18 protein-coding genes are annotated in these 25,401 nt (G+C 69.7%); 10 read left to right on the top strand and 8 right to left on the bottom strand.

What is annotated here, in order from left to right:
* Positions 1-164: 164 nt before the first annotated feature.
* The 5 genes from C8P66_RS16800 (at position 165) to C8P66_RS16820 (ending at position 12,640) form a co-directional block, all read left to right on the top strand.
* Positions 165-1,505, top strand: coding sequence for a glycosyltransferase family 4 protein (locus C8P66_RS16800; protein WP_111399437.1), 1,341 nt, complete (start codon positions 165-167; stop codon positions 1,503-1,505).
* Positions 1,502-8,776, top strand: coding sequence for a type I polyketide synthase (locus tag C8P66_RS16805; protein WP_111399438.1), 7,275 nt, complete (start codon positions 1,502-1,504; stop codon positions 8,774-8,776). The genes C8P66_RS16800 and C8P66_RS16805 overlap by 4 nt, the downstream gene beginning before the upstream one ends.
* Positions 8,777-8,855: 79 nt before the next feature.
* Entirely contained in the window at positions 8,856-10,172 is a 1,317-nt protein-coding gene (locus C8P66_RS16810) for an aminotransferase class I/II-fold pyridoxal phosphate-dependent enzyme (RefSeq protein WP_111399439.1), read from the top strand.
* An 18-nt stretch (positions 10,173-10,190) separates the two neighbouring features.
* On the top strand, positions 10,191-11,345 hold the full coding sequence (locus C8P66_RS16815; RefSeq protein ID WP_111399440.1) for a hypothetical protein: 1,155 nt from the start codon (positions 10,191-10,193) through the stop codon (positions 11,343-11,345).
* A 38-nt stretch (positions 11,346-11,383) separates the two neighbouring features.
* Positions 11,384-12,640 (top strand): capsule biosynthesis protein, encoded by a 1,257-nt coding sequence (locus C8P66_RS16820; protein ID WP_111399441.1) that lies wholly within the window; start codon positions 11,384-11,386, stop codon positions 12,638-12,640.
* A gap of 9 nt (positions 12,641-12,649) precedes the next feature.
* Here the strand turns inward: C8P66_RS16820 and C8P66_RS16825 are convergent, their stop codons facing one another.
* Positions 12,650-13,393, bottom strand: a complete 744-nt coding sequence (locus C8P66_RS16825) for an enoyl-CoA hydratase/isomerase family protein (RefSeq protein ID WP_111399442.1) — start codon at positions 13,391-13,393, stop codon at positions 12,650-12,652.
* 18 nt (positions 13,394-13,411) lie between these two features.
* Positions 13,412-13,696: an usg protein gene (locus C8P66_RS16830; RefSeq protein WP_111399443.1), complete on the bottom strand. Its 285-nt coding sequence runs from the start codon at positions 13,694-13,696 to the stop codon at positions 13,412-13,414.
* Between the two features lie 276 nt (positions 13,697-13,972).
* Between C8P66_RS16830 and groES the strand changes: the two genes are divergently transcribed.
* Both groES and groL read left to right on the top strand, forming a co-directional pair.
* The gene (gene groES / locus C8P66_RS16835) at positions 13,973-14,287 is read left to right on the top strand and encodes a co-chaperone GroES (protein WP_111399444.1); all 315 of its coding nucleotides are present in this window, start codon (positions 13,973-13,975) and stop codon (positions 14,285-14,287) included.
* A 47-nt stretch (positions 14,288-14,334) separates the two neighbouring features.
* Complete coding sequence (gene groL / locus C8P66_RS16840) at positions 14,335-15,981, top strand: chaperonin GroEL (protein ID WP_111399445.1); 1,647 nt, start codon at positions 14,335-14,337, stop codon at positions 15,979-15,981.
* A gap of 93 nt (positions 15,982-16,074) precedes the next feature.
* Here groL and C8P66_RS16845 read toward each other — a convergent pair whose 3' ends face one another.
* The 3 genes from C8P66_RS16845 to C8P66_RS16855 are packed head-to-tail and all read right to left on the bottom strand — an operon-like array spanning position 16,075 to position 18,879.
* Positions 16,075-16,614 carry a 3-isopropylmalate dehydratase small subunit gene (locus tag C8P66_RS16845; protein ID WP_111399446.1) on the bottom strand — a complete coding sequence of 180 codons (540 nt, stop codon included), beginning with the start codon at positions 16,612-16,614 and terminating at the stop codon, positions 16,075-16,077.
* Positions 16,611-17,882 (bottom strand): 3-isopropylmalate dehydratase large subunit, encoded by a 1,272-nt coding sequence (locus tag C8P66_RS16850; RefSeq protein ID WP_111399447.1) that lies wholly within the window; start codon positions 17,880-17,882, stop codon positions 16,611-16,613. The genes C8P66_RS16845 and C8P66_RS16850 overlap by 4 nt, the downstream gene beginning before the upstream one ends.
* A gap of 1 nt (position 17,883) precedes the next feature.
* Positions 17,884-18,879, bottom strand: coding sequence for a Bug family tripartite tricarboxylate transporter substrate binding protein (locus tag C8P66_RS16855; RefSeq protein WP_111399448.1), 996 nt, complete (start codon positions 18,877-18,879; stop codon positions 17,884-17,886).
* Positions 18,880-19,101: 222 nt separating this feature from the next.
* Between C8P66_RS16855 and C8P66_RS16860 the strand changes: the two genes are divergently transcribed.
* Together C8P66_RS16860 and C8P66_RS16865 are read left to right on the top strand one after the other, a co-directional pair.
* The gene (locus C8P66_RS16860; RefSeq protein WP_111399449.1) at positions 19,102-20,286 is read left to right on the top strand and encodes an amidohydrolase family protein; all 1,185 of its coding nucleotides are present in this window, start codon (positions 19,102-19,104) and stop codon (positions 20,284-20,286) included.
* 1 nt (position 20,287) lies between these two features.
* Positions 20,288-21,517 (top strand): c-type cytochrome, encoded by a 1,230-nt coding sequence (locus C8P66_RS16865; protein ID WP_111399450.1) that lies wholly within the window; start codon positions 20,288-20,290, stop codon positions 21,515-21,517.
* A 9-nt stretch (positions 21,518-21,526) separates the two neighbouring features.
* On the opposite strand, the gene C8P66_RS16870 is transcribed toward C8P66_RS16865, so the two are convergent.
* The 3 genes from C8P66_RS16870 to ubiA all read right to left on the bottom strand — a co-directional run bounded on the left by C8P66_RS16870 (position 21,527) and on the right by ubiA (position 24,616).
* Positions 21,527-22,924 carry a Dyp-type peroxidase gene (locus C8P66_RS16870; protein ID WP_211314179.1) on the bottom strand — a complete coding sequence of 466 codons (1,398 nt, stop codon included), beginning with the start codon at positions 22,922-22,924 and terminating at the stop codon, positions 21,527-21,529.
* A gap of 118 nt (positions 22,925-23,042) precedes the next feature.
* Positions 23,043-23,720, bottom strand: coding sequence for a class I SAM-dependent methyltransferase (locus tag C8P66_RS16875; RefSeq protein WP_245903634.1), 678 nt, complete (start codon positions 23,718-23,720; stop codon positions 23,043-23,045).
* Entirely contained in the window at positions 23,717-24,616 is a 900-nt protein-coding gene (gene ubiA / locus C8P66_RS16880; protein WP_111399452.1) for a 4-hydroxybenzoate octaprenyltransferase, read from the bottom strand. Before ubiA ends, C8P66_RS16875 begins: the two co-directional genes overlap by 4 nt.
* 39 nt (positions 24,617-24,655) lie before the next feature.
* Between ubiA and C8P66_RS16885 the strand changes: the two genes are divergently transcribed.
* Positions 24,656-25,387: a 16S rRNA (uracil(1498)-N(3))-methyltransferase gene (locus C8P66_RS16885; protein WP_111399453.1), complete on the top strand. Its 732-nt coding sequence runs from the start codon at positions 24,656-24,658 to the stop codon at positions 25,385-25,387.
* Positions 25,388-25,401 lie beyond the last annotated feature (14 nt).

A 25,401-nucleotide genomic window follows, 5' to 3' on the forward strand; every position in this document is an offset into this window, starting at 1 on the left:
ACGTATAAGTAAATTTATTGCGCATCGTCCCATTTTATGGATTGACACATGATATGAAGTCCCACAGGTTCGTGAATGACAAATGAACCATGGCGGTGCCATTATGCTGCGCTGCGTCATCGGGTTTAGGACGACGTGGGGCATTCTGGCGGTAGGAGCGGTTCATGGCGCTGATAGGGAATACCGCCGAACCTGTCCGGGTCATTCTCGACGTGTCGCGGTTACTGTCCTCAGGCGATCGTAAGGCGCCGTCGGGGATCGACCGGGTCGAACTGGCCTATGCGCGGCACTTCCTTGAGACCCAGGAACGGTCCGTCTTCGTTGCACAGGATTTAATTGGGCGGTTCGGGATACTGCCCCGTCCGCTGGTCGCGGCCCTGGTCGCCACGTTGGAAAACGTCTGGACCAACACACCCACAGCAAGCGCGACGCGGCGGGTGCGCGGCCTCATGTTGTCCTTGAGGGCCAGGGCGATGGCTGGCCTTGGCCTGAGTGCCCTGCGGACGATGCTGGCCCGGCCGGGCCGCAAGGCGTTTCTGCTCGTCTCGCACCGTGCCCTGGAGGATGGCAAGCCGATCGAGGTGCTCCGCGACGCGGGCTGCGCCTTCGTGCCGCTGATCCACGACCTCATTCCCGCAACCCATCCAGAATATGCCCGCCCCAAGCAGCCGGCGCGACATTTGCGACGAATCGGCACCACCGCCGCACTGGCCGATGCGGTGATCGTGAATTCAGCAGCGACCGCGGCGTGCCTGGTGCCGCACCTAACTCTGCGAGGCGCACCGCCGCCGGTGCTGGTGGCCCCCCTCGGCATCGTATTGCCCGAGGTGCCGGTGCCACCCATCTCGCTCGATCCCTATTTCGTCACCCTGGGCACCATCGAACCACGCAAGAACCACCTGTTGCTGCTCAACCTTTGGCGCGAATTCGCCGCCACCCTCGGCCCGCGCGCGCCCCGTCTGCTGGTGATCGGCCGCCGTGGCTGGGAAAACGAGAATGTCCTCGACATGCTCGAACGCTGCACCGGGCTGCGCGGGCTGGTGCAGGAGGTTGGGCAGGTTTCGGATCGCACTGTGGCCGAACTGCTGCGCGGTGCGCGGGCCTTGCTCTTCCCCTCCTTCGCCGAGGGTTATGGCTTGCCGCTCGCCGAGGCGCTGTCGCTGCGCGTTCCGGCGATCTGTTCGGACCTGCCGGCATTGCGGGAGGTCGGCGGCAACAGCCCCGATTACCTGGATCCGCTGGACGGGCTCGGCTGGCGCAGGGCCGTGCTCGATTATGCGCGGCTCAACAGCCCCGCGCGCGCCGCACAGGTTGAGCGACTGCAGAGCTGGCGGGTCCCCAGCTGGGCAGACCATTTCGCCAAGGTGGATGCCCTTCTCGCGCGGGTCGTGCCGCAGAGCCGGCGAACCGTCCTGGTTGCGGGGAAGGTTGAGGTGCGAGGCATCCCGGTCGCGCACGCGTCTCGGACGAGCATCACCGCCCGCATTGACGAGCCGACGTCATGACGACCGCTGCCGACGTGACCCGGCAAGGTCGCGCCACGGCCAAGCGCCCAAGCTCCAAGCGCATGACGACCCCGCCCGTCACGCCCATCGCCATTGTCGGCGCCGCCTGCCGTCTGCCGGGCGCGGATGGCCTTGAGGCCTACTGGACCCTGTTGCGGCAGGGCATCGACGCCGTTGGAACGCTGCCGGCCGACCGCTTCAACCAGACCCGCTTCCTGCATCCGCGGGCCAGCGAGGCCGGGCGCTCCTATACCTTCGCGGCCGGTCATGTTGGTGATGTCGCGGCCTTCGACCCCGCAGCCTTTGGCCTCTCCCCCCGCGAGGCCGCCGAGATGGACCCGCAGCAACGCCTGTTGCTCGAGGTCACACTGCATGCCTTCGAGGATGCGGGGATGACGACGGCGCGACGGTCGGGGCAGTCGATCGGCGTCTATGTCGGTGGCTCCACGACCGATTACGCCGAGCTGCGGCTGGGCGACCCTGCCGGCGCCGACCGGTATTTCATGACCGGCAATGCACTTTCCATCCTGGCGAACCGGCTGACCAATGTGTTCGACCTGCGCGGCCCCGCGCAAACGGTCGATACCGCCTGTTCGTCGGCACTGGTCGCGCTGGATCTGGCCGCGCAGGCGATCCGACTTGGCCGTGTCGATGCGGCGCTGGTTGCCGGGGTGCAGCTGCTGCTCTCGCCCTACGCCTATATCGGGTTCTCCCGTGCCTCCATGCTGTCGCCAACCGGTCGCTGCCACGCCTTCGGCGCCGGCGCCGACGGCTATGTGCGCGCCGAGGGGGCGGGGGCGCTGTTGCTGAAACCCCTCGACCAAGCCCTGGCCGATGGTGACCGGGTGCGCGCCCTGCTGCTGGCCACCGGCGTCAACAGCGCTGGACACACCATCGGCCTGTCGCTGCCGAACGAGCGGGCGCAGGCAAGGCTGATGGGCCAGGTCATGGCCGAAGCCGGGATTGATCCGGAGCAGATCGCCTATTTCGAGGCGCATGGCACCGGCACCCAGGTCGGCGATCCGGTCGAGGCGGGCGCCCTTGGCCATGCGGTCGGGCGCAAGCGCACGACGCCGCTGCCGGTCGGTTCGGTGAAGGGCAACGTCGGCCATCTGGAACCCGCCAGCGGCATCGCTGGGCTGTTGAAGGCCATTCTGGTGCTCGAAAACCGGATGGTGCCGCCCAGCCTGCATGCCAGCCCGCCCAATCCCAATATCGCCTTCGATACGTTGAACCTGCGCGTCGTGCAGGTGGCCGAACCCCTCTCGGGCGGCGAGGATGCGGTCGTCGGCGTCAACTCCTTCGGTTTTGGCGGGACCAACGCGACGGCGCTGCTGGGCTTTGCCCCCGCCGCGAATCCGGGGCCCCTCGCGCCCTTAAGCGCGGCGGCGCCGCCGCCGCTGCTGCTCTCTGCCCGCTCGGCACCGCAGCTTGCGGCTTTGGCCGCGGTCTGGGAGGCGGAGCTTGGGGCCCCGGATGCCGATGCCGGCGCGCTCGCCCGTGGCGTGGCACGCCACCGTGACCAAGCCACCCACCGGCTGGCCATTCGCGGCGCGGATGCCCCGGATATGGCTGCGACACTCGCTGCCTGGCGCCGGGGCCAAAGGCCGGAGGCTGCGACCGAGGGCATGGTTGCCGGCACCGGTTCGCTTGCTTTCGTCTTTTCCGGCAACGGCGCGCAATACCCCGGGATGGCGCAACACGCGCTCCACGATCCAGCCTTCCGCGATGGGATGCGGGCCGCGGATTCCGTGCTGGCGCCGCTGCTCGGCTGGTCCGTGCTGGCAATGATCGAGGCCGGGGTGACCGAGGCCCAGGTGCAGGCGACGGAATTCGCGCAACCCCTGATCTTCGCGACCCAGGCGGCGACCGTGGCGGCCCTGGCCGCCCAGGGCCTGCATCCCGCGGCCGTGTTCGGCCATTCCGTGGGCGAGGTCGCCGCGGCCCTGACTGCCGGCATCCTGGATCTGCCGACAGCGGCGCGGCTGATCGTCGCCCGCAGCAGCGCGCAGGCGCCGACCCGGGGCCTTGGGCGCATGGCGGCGCTCGGTACCACCGAAGCCGCCGCGGCAGCGCTTCTGGCCGAATGTGGGCCAGGGCTGGAAATCGCCGCGATGAATGGGCCGGGTGCCCTGACCATCGCCGGGCCCGGCGCGGCCATCGCGCGGCTGGCGGCGGCGGCCAAGGTCGCCCGGATTTCCTGCGTCGAGCTTGACCTCGACTATGCCTTCCATTCCTCGCTGATGGACCCGGTCCGGGCCGATCTGATCAAGGTCCTGGCGGATCTGGCGCCGCAGCCGGGCGGGCTTCCGTTCTTCTCCACCGTTACCGGGGCGCTGCTCGACGGCACGACCGCCGATGCCGGCTATTGGTGGCGCAACCTGCGGGCTCCGGTACGGTTCCAGGCCGCGACCACGGCGGCGCTGGGCTCCGGCGCGCGGGTGTTCCTGGAGATCGGCGCGCATCCCGTGCTGCAATCCTATTTGCGGGAAACCAGCCGTTCAGCGGGTGCCGAAGCGGCGATCCTGGCCTCCCTGTCGCGCCGCGACCCGCCGGGGAATCCCCTGCCCGCCATCGCTGACCGCGCCTATTGCCGCGGCGCCGACCCGCGGGCCGGCCTTGCCTTCCAGGGCCCCGCCGCGCGCAGCAGCCTGCCGCACACGCCGTTCGCGCGCAGCCGCAGTTGGTTGCCGTCCAGCCTGGAAGCGACGCGGCTGACCGATCCGGTGCTGGAACACCCACTGCTCGGCTTCCGCGATGGGGCGGAGCCCGCGCGCTGGCGCAACAGCCTCGACACCATGGTCATGCCCTGGCTGGCCGATCACGCGCTCGCAGGCGAGGCGGTGCTGCCGGCCGCCGCCATGCTCGACATGGCCCTCGCCGCCTGCGCCGCCCGCTTCCCGGAAGCCGCGATGCTGGAGGTCGAGGCATTCCAGATCCTGCGGCCGTTGGCGCTGGAGCGCGATCGGGCCCGCGAGATCCGCACAAGCCTTTCGGCCGAGGGCGAGCTGCGGCTGGAAAGCCGCCGTCGCCTCGCGGATGAGAGCTGGAGCCTACATGCGCGCGGCCGAATCGGCGTGGCGCCCGAGGCCGCCCTGCCCACCAGCGCGAGCCTGGCACAGAACTGGCCTTTGCCGCCCGCCGGCACCGGGCATGTTGGCGGCGCCAAGCTGCGCGGACGCGCGCTGCGCATGGGGCTTGGCTACGGCCCGGCTTTTGCGTCGGTGCTGGATGTGACGGCGAATGCCGGCGCCGGTCACGGCAGGGTGCGCCTGGCTCTGCCCGCGACAGCACCGGCCGATTCGGCCTGGGGCCTGCATCCCTCCGTCCTTGATGGCGCCTTCCAGGGACTCCTTGGGCTGGTATCCGCCGACCTGTCGCCGGGCGAGGTGCCGCTGCCGGTGCGTGCCGGGCGGCTCGTGCTGCGCCGTGGCGCGGCCGCGCCGGCCGAGGCCCGGCTGGTCGTCACCCGGCGCGGCAGCCGCGCCGCCTCGGCCGATATCCTGCTTCTGGATGCAGCGGGCCGGCCGGTCGCGGTGCTGCGCGACCTCTGGCTGCAGCGCGTTCGCCTGCCGCAGGGCAGCCGGCCGGAAGCCTTCCTGCCTCGGCTGTTGCCGATGCCGGGCGGTCCCACCGCCGCTCCCGATGCGGCACTGGCCCTTGCCCGCGCGCTGCCGGCCGCCGAGGCGAGGGATCTCGCGCTCGACCTTCAGGAAACCACGCTCCTGCTTGAGGCCTGTGTCGCCTCCGCCGTCCAGCTCGCGCTCGCCGGTGGCGAGTCGGCCCTGTTCCGCGGTCCGCTGCGCCAGGCCGCCGACCGCATCCTGGTCGAGGATGGCATCGCCGAATTCGCGCCCTCCGGCCAAGGGACGATCCCGATCGAAGGCGCGGCCCTGCCGGCGGCCGGGGATATCTGGCGCCAGGTGCTGGCTGAGCAGCCCGCCCTTGCACCCGATCTGGCCTGGCTGGCGCGTGGGCTCGAGACCCTCCCCGCCGCCCTGGCGGGGACACCGCAGCCGTGCCCGCCACCGCCGGCCAGCAGTGGCGGCTTCGCGCGCTTGGCCGAGGTCCTGGCGGCGGCCGCAATCGCCGCGGTGGCGGATTGGCCCGCCGCACGCCCCTTGCGCATTCTGGAGATCGGTTCCGGCGGCTTGTGTGCGCCGCTTGCAGTCGCCCTGGCGGGATCGGGCCGACGCGTCGTGCTGACACTCGCCGCAATCCAGGCCACGGCCCCCCCGGCGCCGCCCCCGGGTGTCGAGATACTTCAGGCCGTTTGGGACCCGCAGGGCCTCCTGCCGGGGCCTGCGGATCTGGTTATCGGCGTCGCGCCCGCCGCGCTGCATCGCGCGGGCTGCGAAATCCTTCCAGGCCTTGCAGGCGTGCTGGCCGATGGCGGCCTGCTGCTATTGGCCGAACCGGCGCCTGGACGTCTGCTCGACCTGTGCTGCGGCCAGGATCCCGGCTGGTGGAATGGCGCCGCCCCGCCGGAGGCGGCGGCCTGGACCGACGCCCTGCTGCAAGCTGGCTTTGAGGGCGTCGAAGCACGCCCGCTGATTGCCGCCCCTTGGCCTGCGCTGCTGCTGGCCGCGCACCGCAGCGCCCCTGTCGCCACCGCCCCGATCATGGACATCACGCCCCGGATCCTGGTCGCCGATGCGGCCGCGCGGCCGCTCGCCGACGCCGTGGCCGCATTGTTGCCCGGTCCGGCCGAGCAGCTTGCCTTGGAGGATGCCACCCATCTCTCGCCGCGCCGACTGCGTGGCGCCCAGGTGCTGATGCTGCTCGATCCCGGGACCTCCGATCTGGCTGGAACCCTGCATGCCACCGTGCAACTCGCCGAAGCTGCACGAGGAACGGCTGCGGGCTTCGCTGTCGCGGTTCGGGGTGCTGCGGGAGCAAGCCCGGCCGCGGCCGCCCTGCTCGGCATGCTGCGCGTGCTCGCCAATGAAATGCCTGAGCTCAAGCCTCGCCGCATCGATCTCGATCCGACCCTGGAGCCGGCCGAGGCCGCACCACGCCTGCTTGAGGCACTTGCGGGCGATGAGCCGGAGGTGTGGCTGACGCCAACCGCTCGCCTCGCTCCCCGTCTGGGTCCGATGCCGCCGCCGGTGACGGAGGGCTGTCGGAAGCTCGTCGTCGAGCAGCCCGGCAATCTCGGCACGCTACAATGGCAGACCCATGTCCCGCGCGATCCGGGGCCAGGTGAGGTCAGCTTGCGGGTCCTGGCGACCGGCCTGAATTTCCGCGACGTGATGTGGGCCCAGGGGCTGTTGCCCGAGGAAGCGCTGCTCGACGGCTTCGCCGGTCCGGGGCTTGGCATGGAATGCGCAGGGGTGGTCGAGGCGGTCGGCCCCGGCGCCACGCTGCGGCCTGGGGATCACGTCTTCGGCTTCGCCCCCGATGCGTTGGCAGATCGCGTGGTCACACGCGACGCGGCGCTGGTGCCGCTTCCCTCAGGCATGGATCCGGCCGAGGCGGCGACCCTGCCGGTCGCCTTTCTGACCGCGATTCACGCCCTGGAGGCCTGTGCGCGGCTGGCCCCTGGCGAGACGGTGCTGATCCACGGCGGTGCCGGCGGCGTTGGCCTCGCGGCCTTGCAGATCGCGCTTGCCGCCGGTGCGCGGGTCGCGGCCACGGCCGGCACCCCGGCGCGGCGCGCCTTTCTGCGGCTGGCCGGTGCCGAGCTGGTGCTGGACAGCCGCGATCCGGGCTTCGCCGACGCGCTGCGCGCCGAATGGCCGGAAGGCGTGGACGTCGTCCTGAACAGCCTGGCCGGCGAGGCGATGGAACGCAGCCTGTCGCTGGTCAAACCCTTCGGCCGCTTCATCGAGCTGGGCAAGCGCGACTTCTTCGAGGACCGTCGCGTGGCGCTGCGGCCGATGCGGCGCAATGTCACCTATTTCGCCGTGGATGTGGATGAGCTTCCCTCGGCCCGCCCTGGCGCTGCCCAGGCGGCGCTCCGGCGGGTGGGCTATTTGCTTGCCCAGGGTGCGTTGCGCCCCCTGCCCCATGTGCTGCGCTCGGCGGCCGAGGTCGAGGCGGCGTTCCGGATGCTTCAGGTCTCGGCCACCATCGGGAAGGTCGTCATCCGCCCGCCCGGCGCGGATCAGGCGGTCCTGCCGGAGAGCCGTGCCGCCTGGTCGCCGCCCACAGGCATCGTCGTGGTCACCGGCGGCACCGCCGGTTTTGGTCTGGAAACGGCGAAATGGCTGGCGGCGCGCGGCGTGAAGCGGCTGGCGCTGGTCTCCCGCCGCGGGCCGGCAACGCCTGGGGTGGACCGGGCGATCGCTGCGCTGGCAGCACTCGGCGCCGATGCCACGGTCCATGCCTGCGACGTCGCGGATATTGCGATGCTCGCCGGTGTGCTGGCCTCCATTCGAGGCGACGGGGCGATCGGCGGCGTCGTCCATGCCGCCGCCGCCTTCGATGATGCCGCGGCGACCAGGCTCGATACCGCCCGATTTGCCGCGGTGCTGCGGCCCAAGCTTGGTGCGGCGCTGGCCTTGGACCAGCTGACGGCGAATGATCCGCTGAGCCTGTTCCTGCTGTTCTCCTCGGCCACCACCCTCTTCGGGAATCCGGGCCAGGCGAATTACGTCGCGGCCAATATGGCGCTGGAGGCGCTGGCGCGCCGCCGCCATGCCGCCGGGCAGCCGGCGCTGGCAGTGGCCTGGGGCCCGATCGCCGACGCCGGGGTGCTGGCGGCGGATGCGGCGACCGCGGCCAGCCTGCAGCGGCGGATTGGCGCAACTCCGATGCCCGCCGCCGCGGCGCTCGATGCCTTGCCGGCTCTGCTGGCCTCGGGCGAGCCCGTGGTGGCGCTGGCACAGGTCTCGTGGGGCCAAGCCGGGGCCATCCTGCCGATCCTGGCAGAGCCGATGTTCGAGGCGCTGCGCGGCACCGTCGCGGCGCAGCCGGCCGAGGATTTGCAGGCCGAACTCCGTGCTCTCTCGCCTGAAGCGGCTCGGGATCGGCTGGTGATCCTGGCGAGCGCCGAGATCGCCCGCATCCTGCGCCTGCCACCGGACAGCGTTTCGCCGGAGGTGCCGGTTGCCTCGCTTGGCCTGGATAGCCTGGGTGCGCTGGAACTGCGCAACGCCCTGGAACAGCGGCTGGGCCAGCCGGTCCCCCTGGCGGCGGTGACCGAGGATCTGACCATTGCCTCGCTCGCCGCGCGGCTGGCCGAAGGCCTGACCAATGCGGCGCCGGAAGCCGCGATGTCGGCCCTGGTCGCGAGCTTCGAGCCCAGCTCCGCCGACACGGGAGATTGATCTCCTGTCATGGAGCCGGTCCTCGTATACCTGTAACCAAGAATAACTACGGACTGGCAGTAACGGGTATGATACCGGCATGAGCATAGGCACCGGCGGCGGCTTCGGCCTTTCTGCAAAACAGCGCCTGCAGCTGGTGCAGCGTCTGGCGAAGCGGCGGGTGGCCGAAGCCCTGGCGCCCGATGACCCTCGCGATTTCTCTTCCCTGCCGGGCCTGCGTGACTTCGGTCTGATCCAGGCGGCCCTGGACAGCCTGGACCTCCCCTCCCCCTTCAACATTCCGCATGACGCGCGGGCCGGCGCGCATAGCGTGATTGCAGGGCGGGAGGTCATCAATTTCTCCTCCTACGACTATCTGGGGCTCAACGCCGATCCGCGGGTAGCGGCCGCCGCACATGTGGCGATAGACCGCTACGGTGTTTCGGCTTCCGCCTCCCGCACGGTATCGGGCGAGCGGCCGGTGCATGGCGCGCTGGAGGCGGCGTTGGCCGAGCACCATGGCGCCGAGGCCGCGCTGGCCTTCGTTTCCGGCCATGCGACCAATGTCACCGTGATCGGGCATCTGATGGGCCCGCGCGATGTCATCCTGCACGATGCCTCGATCCATAACTCCTGCCTCGAGGGCGCCAAGCTGTCCGGCGCCCGGCGGATCGCCTTCCCGCACAATGACTGGCAGGCCGCCGAACGGGCGCTCGCCGATACGCGACGCGGCGCGGAACGAGTGCTTCTGCTGATCGAGGGGCATTACTCGATGGATGGGGACGTGCCGGACCTGGCGCGGTTCATCGCCATCGCTCGCGCCCACGATGCCTGGCTGATGGTGGATGAGGCGCATTCGCTCGGCGTGCTCGGCAGCACCGGGCGCGGCATCGCCGAGGCCCAGGGGATCGATCCGCGCGAGGTCGATATCTGGATGGGCACCATGTCCAAGACGCTCGCGGCCTGTGGCGGCTACGTCACCGGCCGCGCGACCTTCATCGACTGGCTACGCCACACGGCGCCCGGCTTCGTCTATTCCGTCGGCATCGCCCCGGCCCTGGCCGCGGCGGCGCTGGAGGCGCTGACCATCCTCAAGGCCGAGCCCGAGCGCGTCGCCAAGCTTGCGGCGAATGGCGCCCTGTTCCTGCGACTGCTGCGGGAGGCGGGGTTCGATACCGGCGGTTCCGGCGGCCATGCGATCGTACCGGTCATCACCCATTCCTCGGTGGGCGCCGTCCGACTGTCGGGCGCCCTGGCCGAGGCCGGGGTGAATGTGCAGCCCATCATTTTCCCCGCCGTTCCGGAACAATCGGCGCGGCTGCGCTTCTTCCTGTCGGCCGCGCATACCCCCGAGGATCTGCGGACCGCGGCTGCCTGCCTGGCCCATGCGGATGCCGCGCAACGCCGAGCCGGATGACAGCGGATCGTTCAAGCTATGCCAGGTGCTGGAGTTTCGACCCGCCCGGTCACGGGCGCGGCTGACGCCGAGATCTTCCTCCGCCTGCCGGCGCGGCTGGGCGGGGTGGCGGCCGGCTGGTCGGTGCCGCTGCTGGCGGAGGCGCGGATGGTGTTCAATCCCCGCTCCAGCCCCATCCTTCAGGAATGGGACATCGCCCGCTTCCTGGCATATCGCGATGGGCGTGCCGTGGGGCGCATCAGCGCCGCCCGCCCCCTCCTGCCCGGCGAGGCATTGGGCAGCTTCGGCTTCCTCGCGCTGGAGAGGGATCCCGCGATCCTGGCGGCGCTGCTCGAAGCCGCACGATCCTGGCTGGCACAGCGCGGGGTGAGCCGATGGCGCGGTCCGATGTCGGTGTCCATCAACCACGACATCGGTGCGCTGATCTCCGGCTTCGGCCGCCCTGGCAGCCTGCGCACGCCGATCACGCCCGACTGGCTGCCGGCCATGCTGGATGCGGCGGGGCTGGAGCGGGAGATGACGGTCCATGCGTGCCTCCTGCAAGTCGCGGCGGAGCAGCACCGCGCCCGCGCCGCACGGCTGCTGGCGGGTTGGACGGGCGCGGGCGATCTGACCATCCGCCGCTTCGACCGGCGCCGCTTCGCCGAGGACACGGCACTCGTCACGGCGCTCTACAACGACGGTTGGGCCGCGAATTGGGGCGCGACCCCGGTCGGCCCGGCCGAGGCCAGCGGCATCGGCAGGCTGATGCGCCCGGCGTTGCTGACCGGCGAGGTCTTCTTCGCGATCTGGCGTGGCCGCCCGATCGGGCTCTGCGCCATCCTGCCGGATCCCACCGCGGCCACCGAAGCCTGTGGCGGCCGCCTGCTGCCCTGGGGCTGGGCGCGGATGGCGCGGGCGATGCTGCCCGGGGGCACGAAGCGCGCGCGCATCCCCTTGCTGGGGACCGTCGCCGCGGTGCGCGGCGCCCCGGTATCCGCCCATGCAATGGGGGCGCTGCTCTCCGCCGCGATCGACCATGCCGAGAGGCGCGGTTGGGCCGAGGTGGAGATCTCCTGGATCCTCGACACCAACCGCGCGATGCGCCAGGCCATGGCCCGTCTGCCGGCGCCGGTCGATCGCAGTTGGGCGCTATGGGGCGGCCGCATTGACGAGGCGCAGGTGCCGAGTTGACACCGCACGTCGAAGCCATCAACCACGCACACGAAACGATGCAAGACCGGCAAGATTCCGCAGCCAAGCGGTTCCTCTTCCTGCAGGGGCCGATCGGCCCCTTCTTCGACATGGTGGGCGCGCAGCTGCGCGGTTGGGGCCATGCGACCTTCCGCATCAACCTGTCGGGAGGAGACCGGCGGCTCTGGACCGGACCGAACGCGACGGATTTCACCGGGGCTCCGGAGGAGTGGCCAGCCTTCCTGGACACCTTCCTCGATGAGCACGCGATCACCGACATTGTGCTGCTGGGGGAGGCGCGCGAGTACCATCTGCGCGCCATCGCCGCCGCAAAGCTGCGGGGTATCAACGTCGCCGTCACCGATTTCGGTTACATGCGTCCTGACTGGATCACCCTGGAGCATGACGGGATGAACGGCACGAGCCGCTTCCCGCGCGACCGCGACGCGATCCTGCGGCTGGCGGCGCCTCTTGGCCCGCCGGATCTGGTGGTGCGGTTTTGGGATTCCTTCTTCAACCAGGCAATCTGGGACATGCGCTATTCGCTGGACACGGCGGTGTCCTGGCGGTTCCGACGCTATGCCACGCACCAGCTGCACACCCCGGTGCAGATCTATCTGGGCATGGCGCTGCGGTTGGTGCTGCGGCGCTTCGCCAACCAGCATGCGGCGCGGGTGATGGCGCGGGTCCAGGATCGTGGCCCCTTGTTCCTGCTGGCGATGCAGATGGAGACGGATTTCGCCATCCGCGCCTATTCGCACTACCCCGACAACGATGCGGTGATCGAGGAGGTATTCGCCTCCTTCGCCAGCCACGCGCCGGCCGCGGCACGGCTCCTGGTGAAGGTGCATCCGCTCGACCCCTTCGCCAAGAACTGGTCCCGCCGGGTGCGGCAGGCCGCCGGCCGGCATGGGATTGCCGAACGGGTGGAGTATTTGGGCGGCGGAAATCTCGGCGATATCGTGGAGCACTGCCAAGGGGTGGTGACGGTGACCAGCACCGTCGGCATGCGCTCCATCGTCGAACGCCTGCCGACCTATGCGCTCGGGGATGCGCTGTATCGGATCGAAGGCCTCGTCTCGCCAGGCACGCTGGCCGAATTCTGGTGCAATCCGCAGCCGCCCGAGCCGTATTTGCGCGAAGCCTTCCTGCGCGCCGCCGCGCACTACTTGCATGTGCGCGGCGCCTTCTACCGCCGGCCGGGGCTGGATGCTGCCGCTTATGATACGGCCAAGCGCCTGCATGACGGCCTGCCGGAATACCGGACCGAGAGGCTGGAGCCCCCCGAGGTTTGAGCGCTGGCCTCAGGCCGAACCCAGCGCGCGGCTGATCGCCCCTGAGGCGACCGCCTCGGCCTGCGCCGTCAGCCCCCTGGCGATCGCCGCGCGAAAGGCCGGTTCCGTCTGTTCGCGCAGCCAGGCCTTGGTGAGGTGGAAGGCAGTCGGGTCCGCGGTGGCCATCTTGCGCGCCGCGGCCTCGGCCTGCGGCAACAGCACCTCGGCGGGAACGAGTTCGTCCAGCAGCCTCAGGTCGCGCGCGGTTTCGGCATCCAGCGTTTCGCAGGCGAGCGCCAGGCGCTGGGTGATGCCGAGGCCCACATGCATCCCGATCAGGGTCGGGCCCATGATGGAGGCAAGTCCCGCCAGAATCTCAGGCTGCAACAGTCGGGCAGCGGGGCTCGCGATCCGGCGGTCGCAGCACAGCGCCATCTGCAGCCCCGCCCCAGCGGCCGCCCCGCCGATTGCGGCGACGACGGGCAGCGGGCAGGCGCGGAACGCATCGTAGAGGCCACCGAGCCGCTCCACCCAGGCACCGACGTTGCCGACGGTCAGGCCACGCAGCACCGCACGGTCCTGCCCGGCGCAGAAGCCGGGCGGCGTCCCCGCCAGCACCACCGCCCGCGTGGCGAGATCGGTGGTGGCGTTTTTCAGGGCAGCGATGACGGCTGCGACCATCGTATCGGTCAGCGCATTGCGCGCGCCGGGATTGTGCAGGGTGAGGGTCAGGACGCCCTCGCTGCGGGAGAGGAGCACGGAAGGGTCGGTCATGGACCGACCCTATCGGCATCAATGCAGGCGAAACACCCCATTGGCGTAGCGGAATTCGGCCGGCCGGGTCAGCGCGGCCGAGGCGACCCGGATCGAATGCAACGGCCCCTCGATTTCCCGCCGCCAGAACTCCAGGAAGCGGTGCAGCTCCGGGAAGCGCGGGGCCAGGTCATGCTTCTGCCAGATGAAGGTCTGAAGCACGGCCGGATGGTCCGGCATTTTGTAGAGGATCTCCGCCGTGGTCAGACGCCAGTCGGGCAGCACCCGGGGGGAGATGAAGCTTTCGATACCGGTGAGGTCCATAGGGGTATCCTGTCCTGTTGAGCGCCGTTCGCGGCGGCATTCCTCCTGTCAACCAACGCATCGTGACATGTTCGGTGAGGGTGGCATCAACAAAAATCGTGCGGAAACAATCGATTGGCACTCTCTCCCCGAGAGTGCTGCCAAACTCTTGACCGCAACGGCCAGAGGGCCTAGATCGCTGGCACTCCTCGACGGTGAGTGCTAACGCGCCCTGCCCCGAGGTGGTTCCGTAACCTGCCATGACACCAAATTCTGGCATGAGGAGAGGACACACCCATGGCCTTCCGTCCCCTGCATGACCGCGTTCTCGTTCGCCGCGTCGAGGCTGAAGAGAAGACCCGCGGCGGCATCATCATCCCCGACTCCGCCAAGGAAAAGCCCCAGGAAGGCGAGATCGTCTCCGTCGGCTCCGGCACCCTGAATGACAAGGGCGAGCTGCGCGCGCTCGACGTCAAGGCTGGCGACCGCGTCCTGTTCGGCAAGTGGTCGGGCACCGAAGTGAAGCTCGATGGCGAAGATCTCCTCATCATGAAGGAGAGCGACATCATGGGCGTCCTCGACACCTCGACCGCGGCGAAGAAGGCGGCCTGATCGCCGCTTCCGCCCCCCCCTCCATAAGTATTTAAGGAGACAGCGACATGGCTGCCAAAGACGTCAAGTTCGGCGCGAATGCACGTGAGCGCATGCTGCGCGGCGTGGACATCCTGGCCGATGCGGTCAAGGTGACCCTGGGCCCCAAGGGCCGCAACGTGGTCCTCGACAAGTCCTTCGGCGCGCCCCGCATCACCAAGGACGGTGTGACGGTCGCCAAGGAAATCGAGCTGGCCGACAAGTTCGAGAACATGGGCGCCCAGATGGTGCGCGAAGTGGCCTCGAAGACCAACGACACCGCCGGCGACGGCACCACGACGGCGACCGTGCTGGCCCAGGCCATCATCCGCGAGGGCTGCAAGGCCGTTGCCGCCGGCATGAACCCGATGGACCTGAAGCGCGGCATCGACCTCGCCGTGGCCTCGGTTGTCGCCGAGCTGGAAGCCAAGACCCGCAAGATCACGACCTCGGCCGAAGTGGCGCAGGTCGGGACGCTGTCGGCGAATGGCGAGACCGAAATTGGCGAGATGATCGCCAAGGCGATGGAGAAGGTCGGCAACGAGGGTGTCATCACCGTCGAGGAAGCCAAGTCCATCCAGACCGAGCTCGATGTCGTCGAAGGCATGCAGTTCGACCGCGGCTACGTCTCCCCGTATTTCATCACGAATGCGGAGAAGATGATTGCGGAGATGGAAAACCCGTACATCCTCATCAACGAGAAGAAGCTCTCGACGCTGCAGCCGATGCTGCCGCTGCTCGAAGCCATCGTTCAGTCCGGTCGCCCGCTGGTGATCGTGGCCGAAGACGTTGAGGGTGAGGCCCTGGCCACGCTCGTCGTGAACAAGCTGCGCGGCGGCCTGAAGGTCGCGGCCGTGAAGGCGCCTGGCTTCGGCGATCGTCGCAAGGCGATGCTCGAAGACATCGCGATCCTGACCGGTGGCGAAGTGATCTCCGAGGACCTCGGCATCAAGCTCGAGAACGTGACCCTCGCCATGCTCGGCCGCGCCAAGTCCGTGCGGATCGAGAAGGAGAACACCACGATCATCGACGGCGCTGGCGAGAAGTCCGCCATCACCGGCCGTTGCGAGCAGATCAAGGCGCAGATCGAGGAGACCACCTCGGACTACGACCGCGAGAAGCTGCAGGAGCGTCTGGCCAAGCTGGCCGGTGGCGTTGCCGTCATCCGCGTCGGCGGCTCCACGGAAGTGGAAGTCAAGGAGCGCAAGGATCGCGTCGATGACGCGCTGCATGCGACCCGCGCCGCGGTTCAGGAAGGCATCGTGCCGGGCGGCGGCGTCGCCCTGCTCCGCGCCTCGCAGAACCTGGAGAAGATCAAGGTGGCCAACCACGACCAGCAGGTCGGTGTGGACATCATCAAGCGCGCCATCCAGGTGCCCTTGAAGCAGATCGCCGCCAACGCCGGCCAGGACGGCGCCGTGATCGCCGGTGAGGTCCTTCGCGACAGCACCTACGTCTACGGCTACGACGCCCAGACCGGCGAGTACAAGGATCTGGTCGCGGCCGGCATCATCGACCCGACCAAGGTCGTTCGCACGGCGCTGCAGGATGCGGCTTCGGTCGCCTCCCTTCTGATCACGACCGAGGCGATGGTTGCCGAGCGTCCTGAGAAGAAGGCCCCGATGGGCGGCGGCGGCATGGGCGGCATGGGCGGCATGGGTGACATGGACTTCTGATTTCCCGAACTTCGGAAATCACTGTCTGAACGAGGGGGCGGTCCGGCAACGGGCCGCCCCTTCTTTTTTGCGGCAGGCAGCGCGCGAGCGCGGTCAGCCCACCGGCGCGGCCGCCCGGCGTGCCGCGAATTCCTGCTGCAGCAGCGGGATTGCGCCGCCGGCCCGCCAGACCTGCACCATGCGGGCCGAGAAGGGGCGCGCGTGCAGCACGCGGCCCGAGGCGGCGGTGACCAGGCCGGTTGCGGGATCGGCCTCCAGCATCTCGCCATCCTCCACCGCGGCGGCGATGCCGGGGCAGATCATGATCGGCAGCCCGACATTCAACGCGCGGCGAATGATGCCGGATTCGCAGGATTCGACGACCACCGCGCCGATGCCTGACGCCTTGATGGCGACGCTCACCTCGACGTGGTTGTGGTGCCCGAAGTTCGACCCGCCAACGACCAGGTCGCCGGGCCGCACCTCGGCCGGGAATTCAGGGCGCAGGCGGCGGAAGCACATGGCGCGCAGCGCGTCCTCGTCGAAGGCCTTGCCGAAGCCCTCGCGGATGATGCTGAATTCGATGATCCCGTCATCGCCGCTGACATTGTCGCCGAATTTCCAGATGCTGCCGCGCAGCTTGGTGTCACTCATGGCGCCAGCATCTCCCGCGGATCGATGATCTGCCCGGCCACCGCTGCGGCGGCCACGGCATAGGGGCCGGCGAGATAGACCTCCGCCAGCCGGCTGCCATTGCGGCCCTGGTAGTTGAACTGCTGTGTCGAAATCAGCACCTCGTGGTCGTTGAGCTGCCCCTGGTAGCCCCAGCAGGTCGTACAGCCCGGTGCCAGCACTGTGGCGCCGGCGTCGGAAAACACCTCCAGCAGCCCTTCGCGCGCCGCGGCGGAATAGACCTCCCGGCTACCTGGGGTGATGTAGAGCGTAACGTGCCGCGCGACCTTGCGGCCGCGCAGGATCTCGGCCGTGGCGCGCATGTCGTCGATGCGGTTGCCGGAGCAGGAGCCGATCGTGGCCTGGTCGATCCGCTGCCCCGCGACCTCGCCGACCGCCACCGCGCCATGCAAGTCCGGCGGCCGCGTGACCATGGGCGTCAGCGCGCCGAGATCGTAGCGCGCCTCCAGCACATAGGCTGCATCCGGGTCGGCCTCGGTGACGTGATACGGCCGGCCGGCGGCGCGGGCCTCGACATAGGCGCGCGCCACCGCATCAACCGGCATCACGCCGGTATAGGCGCCGCTGTGGAACAGCGAGGCGAGGATGGTCTGCCGGTCGTCCAGCGACAGGCCGGCGATGGCCGGCCCGGCGAATTCCACACAGCAGCCCAGCAGCCTGTCCGTGGTGCCGAAGTCGCGGATGATGGTCTGGATCAGGTCGCGCGCGGTCACGCCGAAGGGCAGGCTGCCGTCCAGCGTGATCCGCGCCGAGGGCGGCACCGCCAGCCAGTTCTCGTCGCTGATGAGGGAAACGAGGACTTCGGTCGATATCGGGATATTCAGTGCGCCGACCGCGCCGATGCTGGCGATATTGCCCTCGTCGGAGAAGATCAGCAGGCCGGGCCGGGCGAAGCCGCGCTCCGTCATCACCAAATGCCGCAGCCCGCTGCCGGGGCCGAAGAAATTCTCGATGCCCTGAACGCCGCACCAGTCGCGCAATGTCCGATGCGTCTCGCAGTGGTGCGAGCCCATGGCTGCGGAGGTGGAGTGGTCGATCACCATCACCGCCTTGTCCGGGCGCGGGATGCGATCGACGCCGATGCGTTCGAGGTTGGCCTTGTGGCTGGGCCAGAACAGCTCCTGGCACACGGTGTAGTCGGCGGAGACGGTGACGTAGTCACCGACCTGCACCTGGTCGCGTCCGATGGTCCGGGCGATGACCTTCTGGGCGAATGTCTGGCCCGCCATGTCAGTTCGTCCTGCTGCCGGCGGCGGCGGAGACCTCGGCCCAACGCGTGATCTCCCGCTGGATATGGGCCATCAGTGCCTCCGGCGTGCCCGGGGCGGGGCTGGCGCCCTGGGCGGCGAAAAGGCGCTGGACTTCCTGGTCGTTCAGCGTCTCGACCACGACGCGGCGCAGGAGGGCCAGCCGTGCCGGCGGCGTCGCCGCGGGGGCCAGCAGGCAATACCAGTTCTCCATTTCGATATCGGGCACGCCCGCCTCGGTCAGGGTTGGCACATCCGGCAGGGCGGCCAGGCGCGACCGCGTCGTCACCGCCAGGGCGCGCAGATTGCCGGCCTGGACGAAGGGCATCATCGTCGGCCCCTCGCCGATCATGAGTTGAATCTGGCCGGAGACCAGGTCGGTGGTCGCGGGCGCCGCGCCACGATACGGCACATGGACGATATCGATGCCGGTGCGCAGCCGCAGCAGCTCGCCGGCCAAATGCGGCCCGGTGCCCATGCCGCCGGAGCCATAGGACAGGCTGCCCGGCTGTTCCTTGGCCAGCGCCACGAGCTCGGCGACGGTCGTGGCCCGTACGCCGGGATGCACGGCCAGGATCTCCGGCACCGTCGCGATCATGGAAATCGCCGCAAAATCCTTCAGCGGATCATAGGGCGTCTGCTGCATCAGGCTCAGCGCCCCGGCCAGCGAACCGGTGCCGCCGAGGCCGATGGTATAGCCATCGGGAACCGATTTCGCGACGATCTCCAGGCCCAGCACGCCGCCGGCGCCGGGCCGGCTGTCCACCACCACCGGCTGCCCCAGGCGCTGCGTGATGCCGCGGCCGACGGCGCGGCTGAAGATGTCGCCAGGCCCGCCGGGGGCATAGGGCATGACCAGGCGGATGGGGCGGGTCGGGAAGCTGTCGGCCACCTGGGCAAGCGCCGACGCGGGAAAGAGACCACCAGCAAGAGGGCTCAGGGCCACAAGACCGAGCTTGGCGAAGATCCTGCGATTCATCTTGTTTCCCCCAATTGCCTGCCTTTCGTTGCGCGGACAGGTCGTTGAATGGCGGCGACCTTACATCGTTCGGGCGGAAAGACTAGATGATGCACCTTTTATGGGGCAACCCCGGCAGGACCACAGGGGTGCCGTCCGGCAAGGGACCATCCCCTTCGTGCGCCTTGCGAAGATGAGGCCGAGGGGCAAACCTGCCGCCGCACCCTCGGGATCCGTATTCGCATGAAGGCCCTCCTGCTCCGCGACATCCGCCTGCCCGACGGCACCGGCTGCGACGTGCTGGTCGAGGACGGCCGCTTCGCCGCCTTCGGCCGCAACCTGACCGCGCCCTCCGGCGCCGCGAACGAGGATGGGGCCGGTGGCCTGCTTCTACCGGGGTTGATCGAAGGTCATACCCATCTCGATAAATCGCTCTGGGACATGCCCTGGTACCGCAATGAGTGCGGCCCCCTCCTCGGCGACCGCATCGCCAATGAGCGGCGGCAGCGCGGACTGCTCGGCCTGGATCCGGCGCGGCAGGCGCGCGCCGTGGCGGATCGCTTCCTCGCCCTCGGCACCACCCGGATCCGCAGCTTCGCCGATGTGGATACCGAGATCGGGCTGAAGCACGTCCATGCGCTGCTCGAACTGCGCGAGGCCCAGGCCGGGGTGCAGGAGATCCAGGTCGTCGCCTTCCCGCAATCGGGGCTGCTGGTGCGGCCGGGCACGCTCGAACTGCTGACCGCGGCCATGGCCGATGGGGCGGATATCGTCGGCGGGCTCGATCCCTCCGGGATCGACCGCGATCCGAAGGGACATCTGGATGCGGTCTTCGCCCTGTCGGGGAAGACCGGCAAGCCGCTCGACATCCATCTGCATGAGCCCGGCGAGCTTGGCGCCTTCGCCCTGGAATTGACCGTCGAGCGCACCCTGGCCCTCGGGATGCAGAAGCGCGTGGTGATCAGCCACGCCTTCTGCCTCGGCGATGTCGCGCCCGCGCGCCAGTCCGGGCTGCTGGCCTTGCTGGCGGAGGCGGGGATCGCGCTGGCCACCACGGCCCCGCCTTCGCGCAACGTGCCGCCGGTTGCCGCCTGCCGCGCCGCCGGCGTCACCATCTTCGGCGGCAATGACGGCATCCGCGACACCTGGACCCCTTATGGCGCGCCGGACATGTTGCAGCGGGCCATGCTCATCGGCCTCAAGAACGACTTCCGGCGCGACGACCAGATCGATGTGGCGCTGGACTGCGTGACCGGCGCCGCCGCCCTTGGCTGCGGCTTCTCCGGCCATGGTCTGGCCGTCGGCATGTTGGCCGAGGCCGTGCTGGTCGATGCGCAATCCGTCGCCGAGGCCGTCGTTGCCCAGCCCTCCCGCCGCCTGGTGATCAGCGGCGGCCGCGTGGTGGCGCGCGACAACGCCCTGGTCTGACATGCGCCGCCTGGCCGCGCTGCTGCTGCTGCTCGCCACCCCGGCGCTGGCGCAGGAGGCCCCGGCCATGCATGGCGGGCCGGTGCGGGCGCTGGCAACGGCGCCGGGCCTGCTGGCCAGCGCGGGGTTCGACTCGGCCGTGATCCTCTGGGACCCCGCCGCCGGCACTGCGCGGCGGGTCCTGCGCTGGCATGCCGGTGGGGTGAATGCGCTGGCCATGCTGGCTGACGGCAGGCTGGCGAGTGCGGGCGCGGATGGCCGGATCGCGCTCTGGCACCCCGAGGATCCGGGACCGGACCCCGCCCAGGTGCTGGGGGGCCACACCGCGCCGGTCGCCGGCCTGGCCGCCGCGCCTGACGGGCGTCTGGCCTCGGCGGGCTGGGATGGTGCGGTGCGGATCTGGGGGCCGGATGCCGTGTTCACGGCCCATCAGGGCCCGGTCAATGCCGTCGCCTTCCGCGATGATGGGGTGCTGGCCTCGGCGGGCTTCGACGGGACGGTCCGGCTCTGGCCTGGTGGGGAAATCCTTGCGGAGCTGGGACTGCCGCGCACGGCGCTGGTCGCGGTGCCGGGGGCGCGGCTTGCGGTCGCCGGGGTGGATGGCGCGGTGCAACTCATCGGCCCTGGCGGCGCCGAGCAGATGCTGGCCGGGGCCGGCCGGCCGGTGGTCTCGCTGGCGGTGGCGCAGGGAGTGCTGGCGGCGGCGTCGCTGGGCGGGGATGTGGCGCTCTACGACCTCGGCGCCGGGCGGCTGTTGCGGGTGCTGGAGGGCCCAGGCCTGCCGGTATGGTCGGTCGCCTTCTCGCCCGATGGCGCGACGCTCTGGACCGGCGGCGCGGATCGGCGGGTCCGCGCCTGGGATGTGGCGACGGGGCGGCATCTCTCGCCCCTCGGGGCGGAGCCCGCGGCGCTGCCGGAGGGCCTGGACCCCGAGGGCGCCCGGGTCTTTCGCGCTTGCAGCGCCTGCCATTCGCTCCAGCCGGGGCCGGGCAACCTTGCCGGACCCAGCCTGCACGGGATCTTCGGCCGTCGCATGGGCAGTCTGCCGGGGTATCGCTACTCCGCGCGGCTCGCCCAGGGCGACATCATCTGGACGCCGGAGACCGTGGCCGACCTGTTCACACGGGGCCCCGATGAGGTGACCCCCGGCACAACCATGCCGATGCAGCGGGTGGACAATCCCGAGGACAGGGCGGCGCTGCTGCGGTTCTTGCAGGAAGCGACGCGCTGACCCCTGGCCCTATCGCCCTAGGTTCTGGAGAAACGAGCGGGAGGGGGCGAAGAAGTACTCGCCGCCCAGCAGCTTCACAAAATGGGCAAAGGCGAATTTGCTTGGCGCAGCACCCCCGATCCAGCCATCCAGCCAGGTCTGTTCGTGCGTCGCGGGATCGGCGTTCTGGCCGATCACCGGGTCAATCCCGGCTGGCTGATCCCCAGGTTTGAAGCCCCGCACGAATTTCGGCTCGTTCGCCCAGCTTTTCTGCGTGAACTCGAACTGGTCGCTGATGCTGGCCATGTAGGCCATGAAGATCAGGCCGACGTCGCTCTCCGGCTCCGCCCCCTCGGCTTCGTCGAACAGGCGCTCGTGGTCCCCGAACGGGATGCCGCGCCGCGCCATGATCGGATTGCGTTCCGCGGAGTCCGCCGCCGAAAACTGCCGCACAATGTCACCACGCGGATTGGTCTTGCGGATGTGGGCGTGGAACGGGCACCGCAGGCCGTCGGGATCGACCGCGTAGTTGAAGTCGTTGACCGGCTTGGCGCCCGTTTCCGTGGCCGAGAGGGCCACAGGCGTGCCGTCCTCAAATCGGCCGACCGCCATGGCCCCTGCCCGCTCGGCGTCATCCCCTGTCAGGCTCAGTGCCTCGGCCAGTTCCCGTTCCCTGGCCTTGAAGCCACGGACGTTCTGCCCGAGCTTGCGATAGACGAAGTAGCTACCCGCGGAATGCCGCCCTTTGCCATTTGGGTCCGGCACAATGAACTGTGCTGGATTGAAGGCGAAGTTCCACTTGGGTTCCGGTCCGGCCGGCTTTTCCTTCTTGATGTCCTCGACCAGGAACAGCGGCTGGCTGCGGCCATCGACATAGCCGAAGTGCTCGACCCCTTCGGGCCCATTTGCCGGCGCGAAGGTGCGGAACTGGGCGCGCCCCCGATCGACGCCAAGCACCCGCGCCCCGGTCCCGTTGATCCAGCGCTCAATCTCCTCAAGGTCACCAGTGACACGGTCGAAGCTGCTGTCGGCGAGAAGCAGCATGGCATCGGGCGCTCGGCCCCCAGGCCGCCAGGGACCCTCGCCCCATTCCGTCTCGGGCGCGTCACCCAGGCTTGCGCCTCGGCTTCGCATGCCTTCCTGCAAAGCCGTGTCGTCCGGCATCTTTGCGAGCCCGCCCAATGCCCGGTACCCCGAAGCGCTGAGAAACAGGCAGCGCACCGGGCCGCCGTCTATCTTCGGCCCAGCGCTCGAGCGGTTCGTGAGAAGCTGTTGCAGCGCTGAAGTCACGTAGCCCGACAAGGCGCGGAGCAGGGAGGCCACCGCATCCGGCGCCATGCCATCGAAGCCGAGGAACAGGTTCGCGGTGAAGTGGCGGCCATGGCCCTTCAGGATATTGGCCTGGAGATCATCCAGAAAGGCGGCCACATCCGGGTCCGTCTTATGCGACGCCCAGGATACTGGGGTGGACAAGATAGCTTCCAAGCTAGCCATGGCACACACCTCATTCGTGGACCGGCACGATTAAATCGTCATATGCAACGACTCAAGCGCGCAGAATGGGGAGGCTCGGAATACCGCCCTTGCCTGCCGCCACCCGGCAGATTGTCACCTCCCGCGCGTCGCGATCTTCCAGTTCCCGCGTCACCGGCACAGTGAAGCGCGCCAGTTCTTGCAGCCCTTCTGTCGGGGCATAGGCGCGCCCCGGATCGGCCAGCAGCACCAGCGCGCCCCCCGCGGCGGCGGCCCGCAGCCAGGCCATGACCCGGGCGGCCATGGGCGCCTCGTAGCAAACGTCACCGGCCAGGATGACCTCCCAGGCCCCAGACGCGGCCAGCACATCGCCGGGGTCGGTGCCGATCAAGACCCCGGCGAGCGCCGCGTTCAGCCGGCAGGCGGCCAGCGCGAGGGGATCGATCTCCGCCGCATCGGCCGAGGCAGCCCCCGCCAGCATCGCCGCAATGGCCGCCAGCCCGCCACCAGCGGCGAAATCCAGCACCCGCCGCCCACGCACCAGCGCCGGATCATCGAGGATCATCCGCGCCAGCCCCTGGCTGCCTGGCCAGGCGAACGCCCAATAGGGCGGGGCGATCCCCTCCCGTTCCAGCCAGGATTCGATCGCCTGCCAGATCGGGGTGATTTCGGTGGCAAGGTGCAGGGCGATTTCCGGCACCAGCGGCGCGCGGGCGATGGTGGTATGGGCGCGGATGAAGGCCTCGCTCACAGCCGCCCGGCGAGACAGGCCAGCGCCACCGCTATGCCCACGTCCCGATTTGCCTTGAACAGCCGGAGGCACAGGGCCGGATCGGCGATATCCAGCTTCACCACCTGCCGTGCCAGCAGCGCCGCCGGCAACAGCAGGACGGGCCAGAACCAGGGCCCCACCCCCGCCATCCATCCCGCAAGCCCGAGGCAGCCGAGCATCGCCGCATAGCAGGCGGCAACGAAGACCCGCGTGCGCTCGCCGAGTGCCAAAGCCGAGGAGCGGACGCCGACCTTGGCATCATCCTCGCGGTCCTGATGCGCGTAGATGGTGTCGTAGCCGAGGATCCAGCAGAACCCCGCCAGCCACAGCGCCAACGCCGGCGGGGCCAGCGCCCCGGTCGCCGCGATCCAGCCCATCGGCGCCGCCCAGGAGAACACCACCCCCAGCACCGCCTGCGGCCAGTCCGTGAAGCGCTTGGCGAGCGGGTAGAGCGCGATCGGCACCAGCGAGACCGCCCCAAGCACGACCGCCGCCACCGGCAGCAGCAGCAGGATGCCGAGCCCGATCGCCGCCAGCACCGCCAGGAAGACCAGCGCCTGGGTCACGCTGACCGCGCCCGAGGCCAGCGGCCGCCCGGCGGTGCGCGCCACCTGGCGGTCCAGATCCCGGTCCCAGAGGTCGTTCACCACGCAACCCGCGCCCCGCATCACCACCGACCCCACCCCGAACAGCAGGGTCAGCCAGAGTCCCGTCCCGGCATCCGGTGCCGCCAGGGCAAAGGCCCAAGGGGCAGGCAGGAACAGCAGCCAGGAGCCGATCGGGCGGTCGGCGCGCATCAGCAGCGCATAGGGGCGCCAGCCCTCGGGCAGCGCGGCGACCCAGCCGCCGGCACGGATATCGGTATGTGCGATCATTCGCTGTAATGTGCCCGCGATGCAGCACCCGTCCATAGCATGAGCACGATCCAACGCCTCCACCTCGACCAGCCCCTGGCCGAGGGGCTCGACATCGCCGGCGATGCCGCGGCCGCGCGTTACCTCGGCGCCGTCCTGCGGAAATCCCTGGGCGATTCGCTGCTGCTGTTCAATGCCAGGGACGGCGAATATGCGGCGACCATTTCGGCCCTGCGCAAAGAACATATCCGCTTTGCTGTGGGCGCGCAGACCCGCGCGCCCACGCCTGCGGGGGATGTCCGCCTGCTGCTCGCGGCACTGAAACGCGACGCCATGGAATGGGCGGTGGAGAAGGCGACCGAACTCGGCATCGCGCGACTCCAGCCGGTCTTCACCCAGCGCTGCGTCGTGACCTCGCTCAACCTCGACCGGCTGCGGTCCATCGCACGCGAGGCTGCCGAGCAATCCGAGCGCATCGATATCCCGGAAATCCTCCCCCCCGCCCCCCTGCATCGGGTGCTGGATGCCTGGGATGGCAGCCCGATCCTGGTCGCCGCCGAGCGCCGGGATGCGCCGGACCTGGCCACCGCCCTCGCCGGGCGGGGGCTGCCGCTCGGGGTGCTGGTGGGTCCGGAGGGGGGATTTACCGGACCCGAGCTTGACGACCTGATGCGTCGTCCCTTTGTTGTGCCTGCCACGCTGGGCCCTCGCATCCTGCGGGCGGAAACAGCGGTGGTCGCAGCACTCGCGGTGATGCAGGCCCTGGTGGGCGACACGCGCGGCGGCCGCTGAAACGCGTGACGGAA

The organism is Humitalea rosea (assembly GCF_003253705.1).
In the GTDB taxonomy this organism is placed as follows: Bacteria; Pseudomonadota; Alphaproteobacteria; order Acetobacterales; family Acetobacteraceae; genus Humitalea; species Humitalea rosea.

Excerpts from the sequence above, each read along its gene's own strand:
- C8P66_RS16800 (WP_111399437.1), top strand. The coding sequence starts at position 165 with ATGGCGCTGATAGGGAATACCGCCGAACCTGTCCGGGTCATTCTCGAC.
- C8P66_RS16805 (WP_111399438.1), top strand. The coding sequence starts at position 1,502 with ATGACGACCGCTGCCGACGTGACCCGGCAAGGTCGCGCCACGGCCAAG.
- C8P66_RS16810 (WP_111399439.1), top strand. The coding sequence starts at position 8,856 with ATGAGCATAGGCACCGGCGGCGGCTTCGGCCTTTCTGCAAAACAGCGC.
- C8P66_RS16815 (WP_111399440.1), top strand. The coding sequence starts at position 10,191 with ATGCCAGGTGCTGGAGTTTCGACCCGCCCGGTCACGGGCGCGGCTGAC.
- C8P66_RS16820 (WP_111399441.1), top strand. The coding sequence starts at position 11,384 with ATGCAAGACCGGCAAGATTCCGCAGCCAAGCGGTTCCTCTTCCTGCAG.
- C8P66_RS16825 (WP_111399442.1), bottom strand. The coding sequence starts at position 13,393 with ATGACCGACCCTTCCGTGCTCCTCTCCCGCAGCGAGGGCGTCCTGACC.
- C8P66_RS16830 (WP_111399443.1), bottom strand. The coding sequence starts at position 13,696 with ATGGACCTCACCGGTATCGAAAGCTTCATCTCCCCCCGGGTGCTGCCC.
- groES (WP_111399444.1), top strand. The coding sequence starts at position 13,973 with ATGGCCTTCCGTCCCCTGCATGACCGCGTTCTCGTTCGCCGCGTCGAG.
- groL (WP_111399445.1), top strand. The coding sequence starts at position 14,335 with ATGGCTGCCAAAGACGTCAAGTTCGGCGCGAATGCACGTGAGCGCATG.
- C8P66_RS16845 (WP_111399446.1), bottom strand. The coding sequence starts at position 16,614 with ATGAGTGACACCAAGCTGCGCGGCAGCATCTGGAAATTCGGCGACAAT.
- C8P66_RS16850 (WP_111399447.1), bottom strand. The coding sequence starts at position 17,882 with ATGGCGGGCCAGACATTCGCCCAGAAGGTCATCGCCCGGACCATCGGA.
- C8P66_RS16855 (WP_111399448.1), bottom strand. The coding sequence starts at position 18,879 with ATGAATCGCAGGATCTTCGCCAAGCTCGGTCTTGTGGCCCTGAGCCCT.
- C8P66_RS16860 (WP_111399449.1), top strand. The coding sequence starts at position 19,102 with ATGAAGGCCCTCCTGCTCCGCGACATCCGCCTGCCCGACGGCACCGGC.
- C8P66_RS16865 (WP_111399450.1), top strand. The coding sequence starts at position 20,288 with ATGCGCCGCCTGGCCGCGCTGCTGCTGCTGCTCGCCACCCCGGCGCTG.
- ubiA (WP_111399452.1), bottom strand. The coding sequence starts at position 24,616 with ATGATCGCACATACCGATATCCGTGCCGGCGGCTGGGTCGCCGCGCTG.
- C8P66_RS16885 (WP_111399453.1), top strand. The coding sequence starts at position 24,656 with ATGAGCACGATCCAACGCCTCCACCTCGACCAGCCCCTGGCCGAGGGG.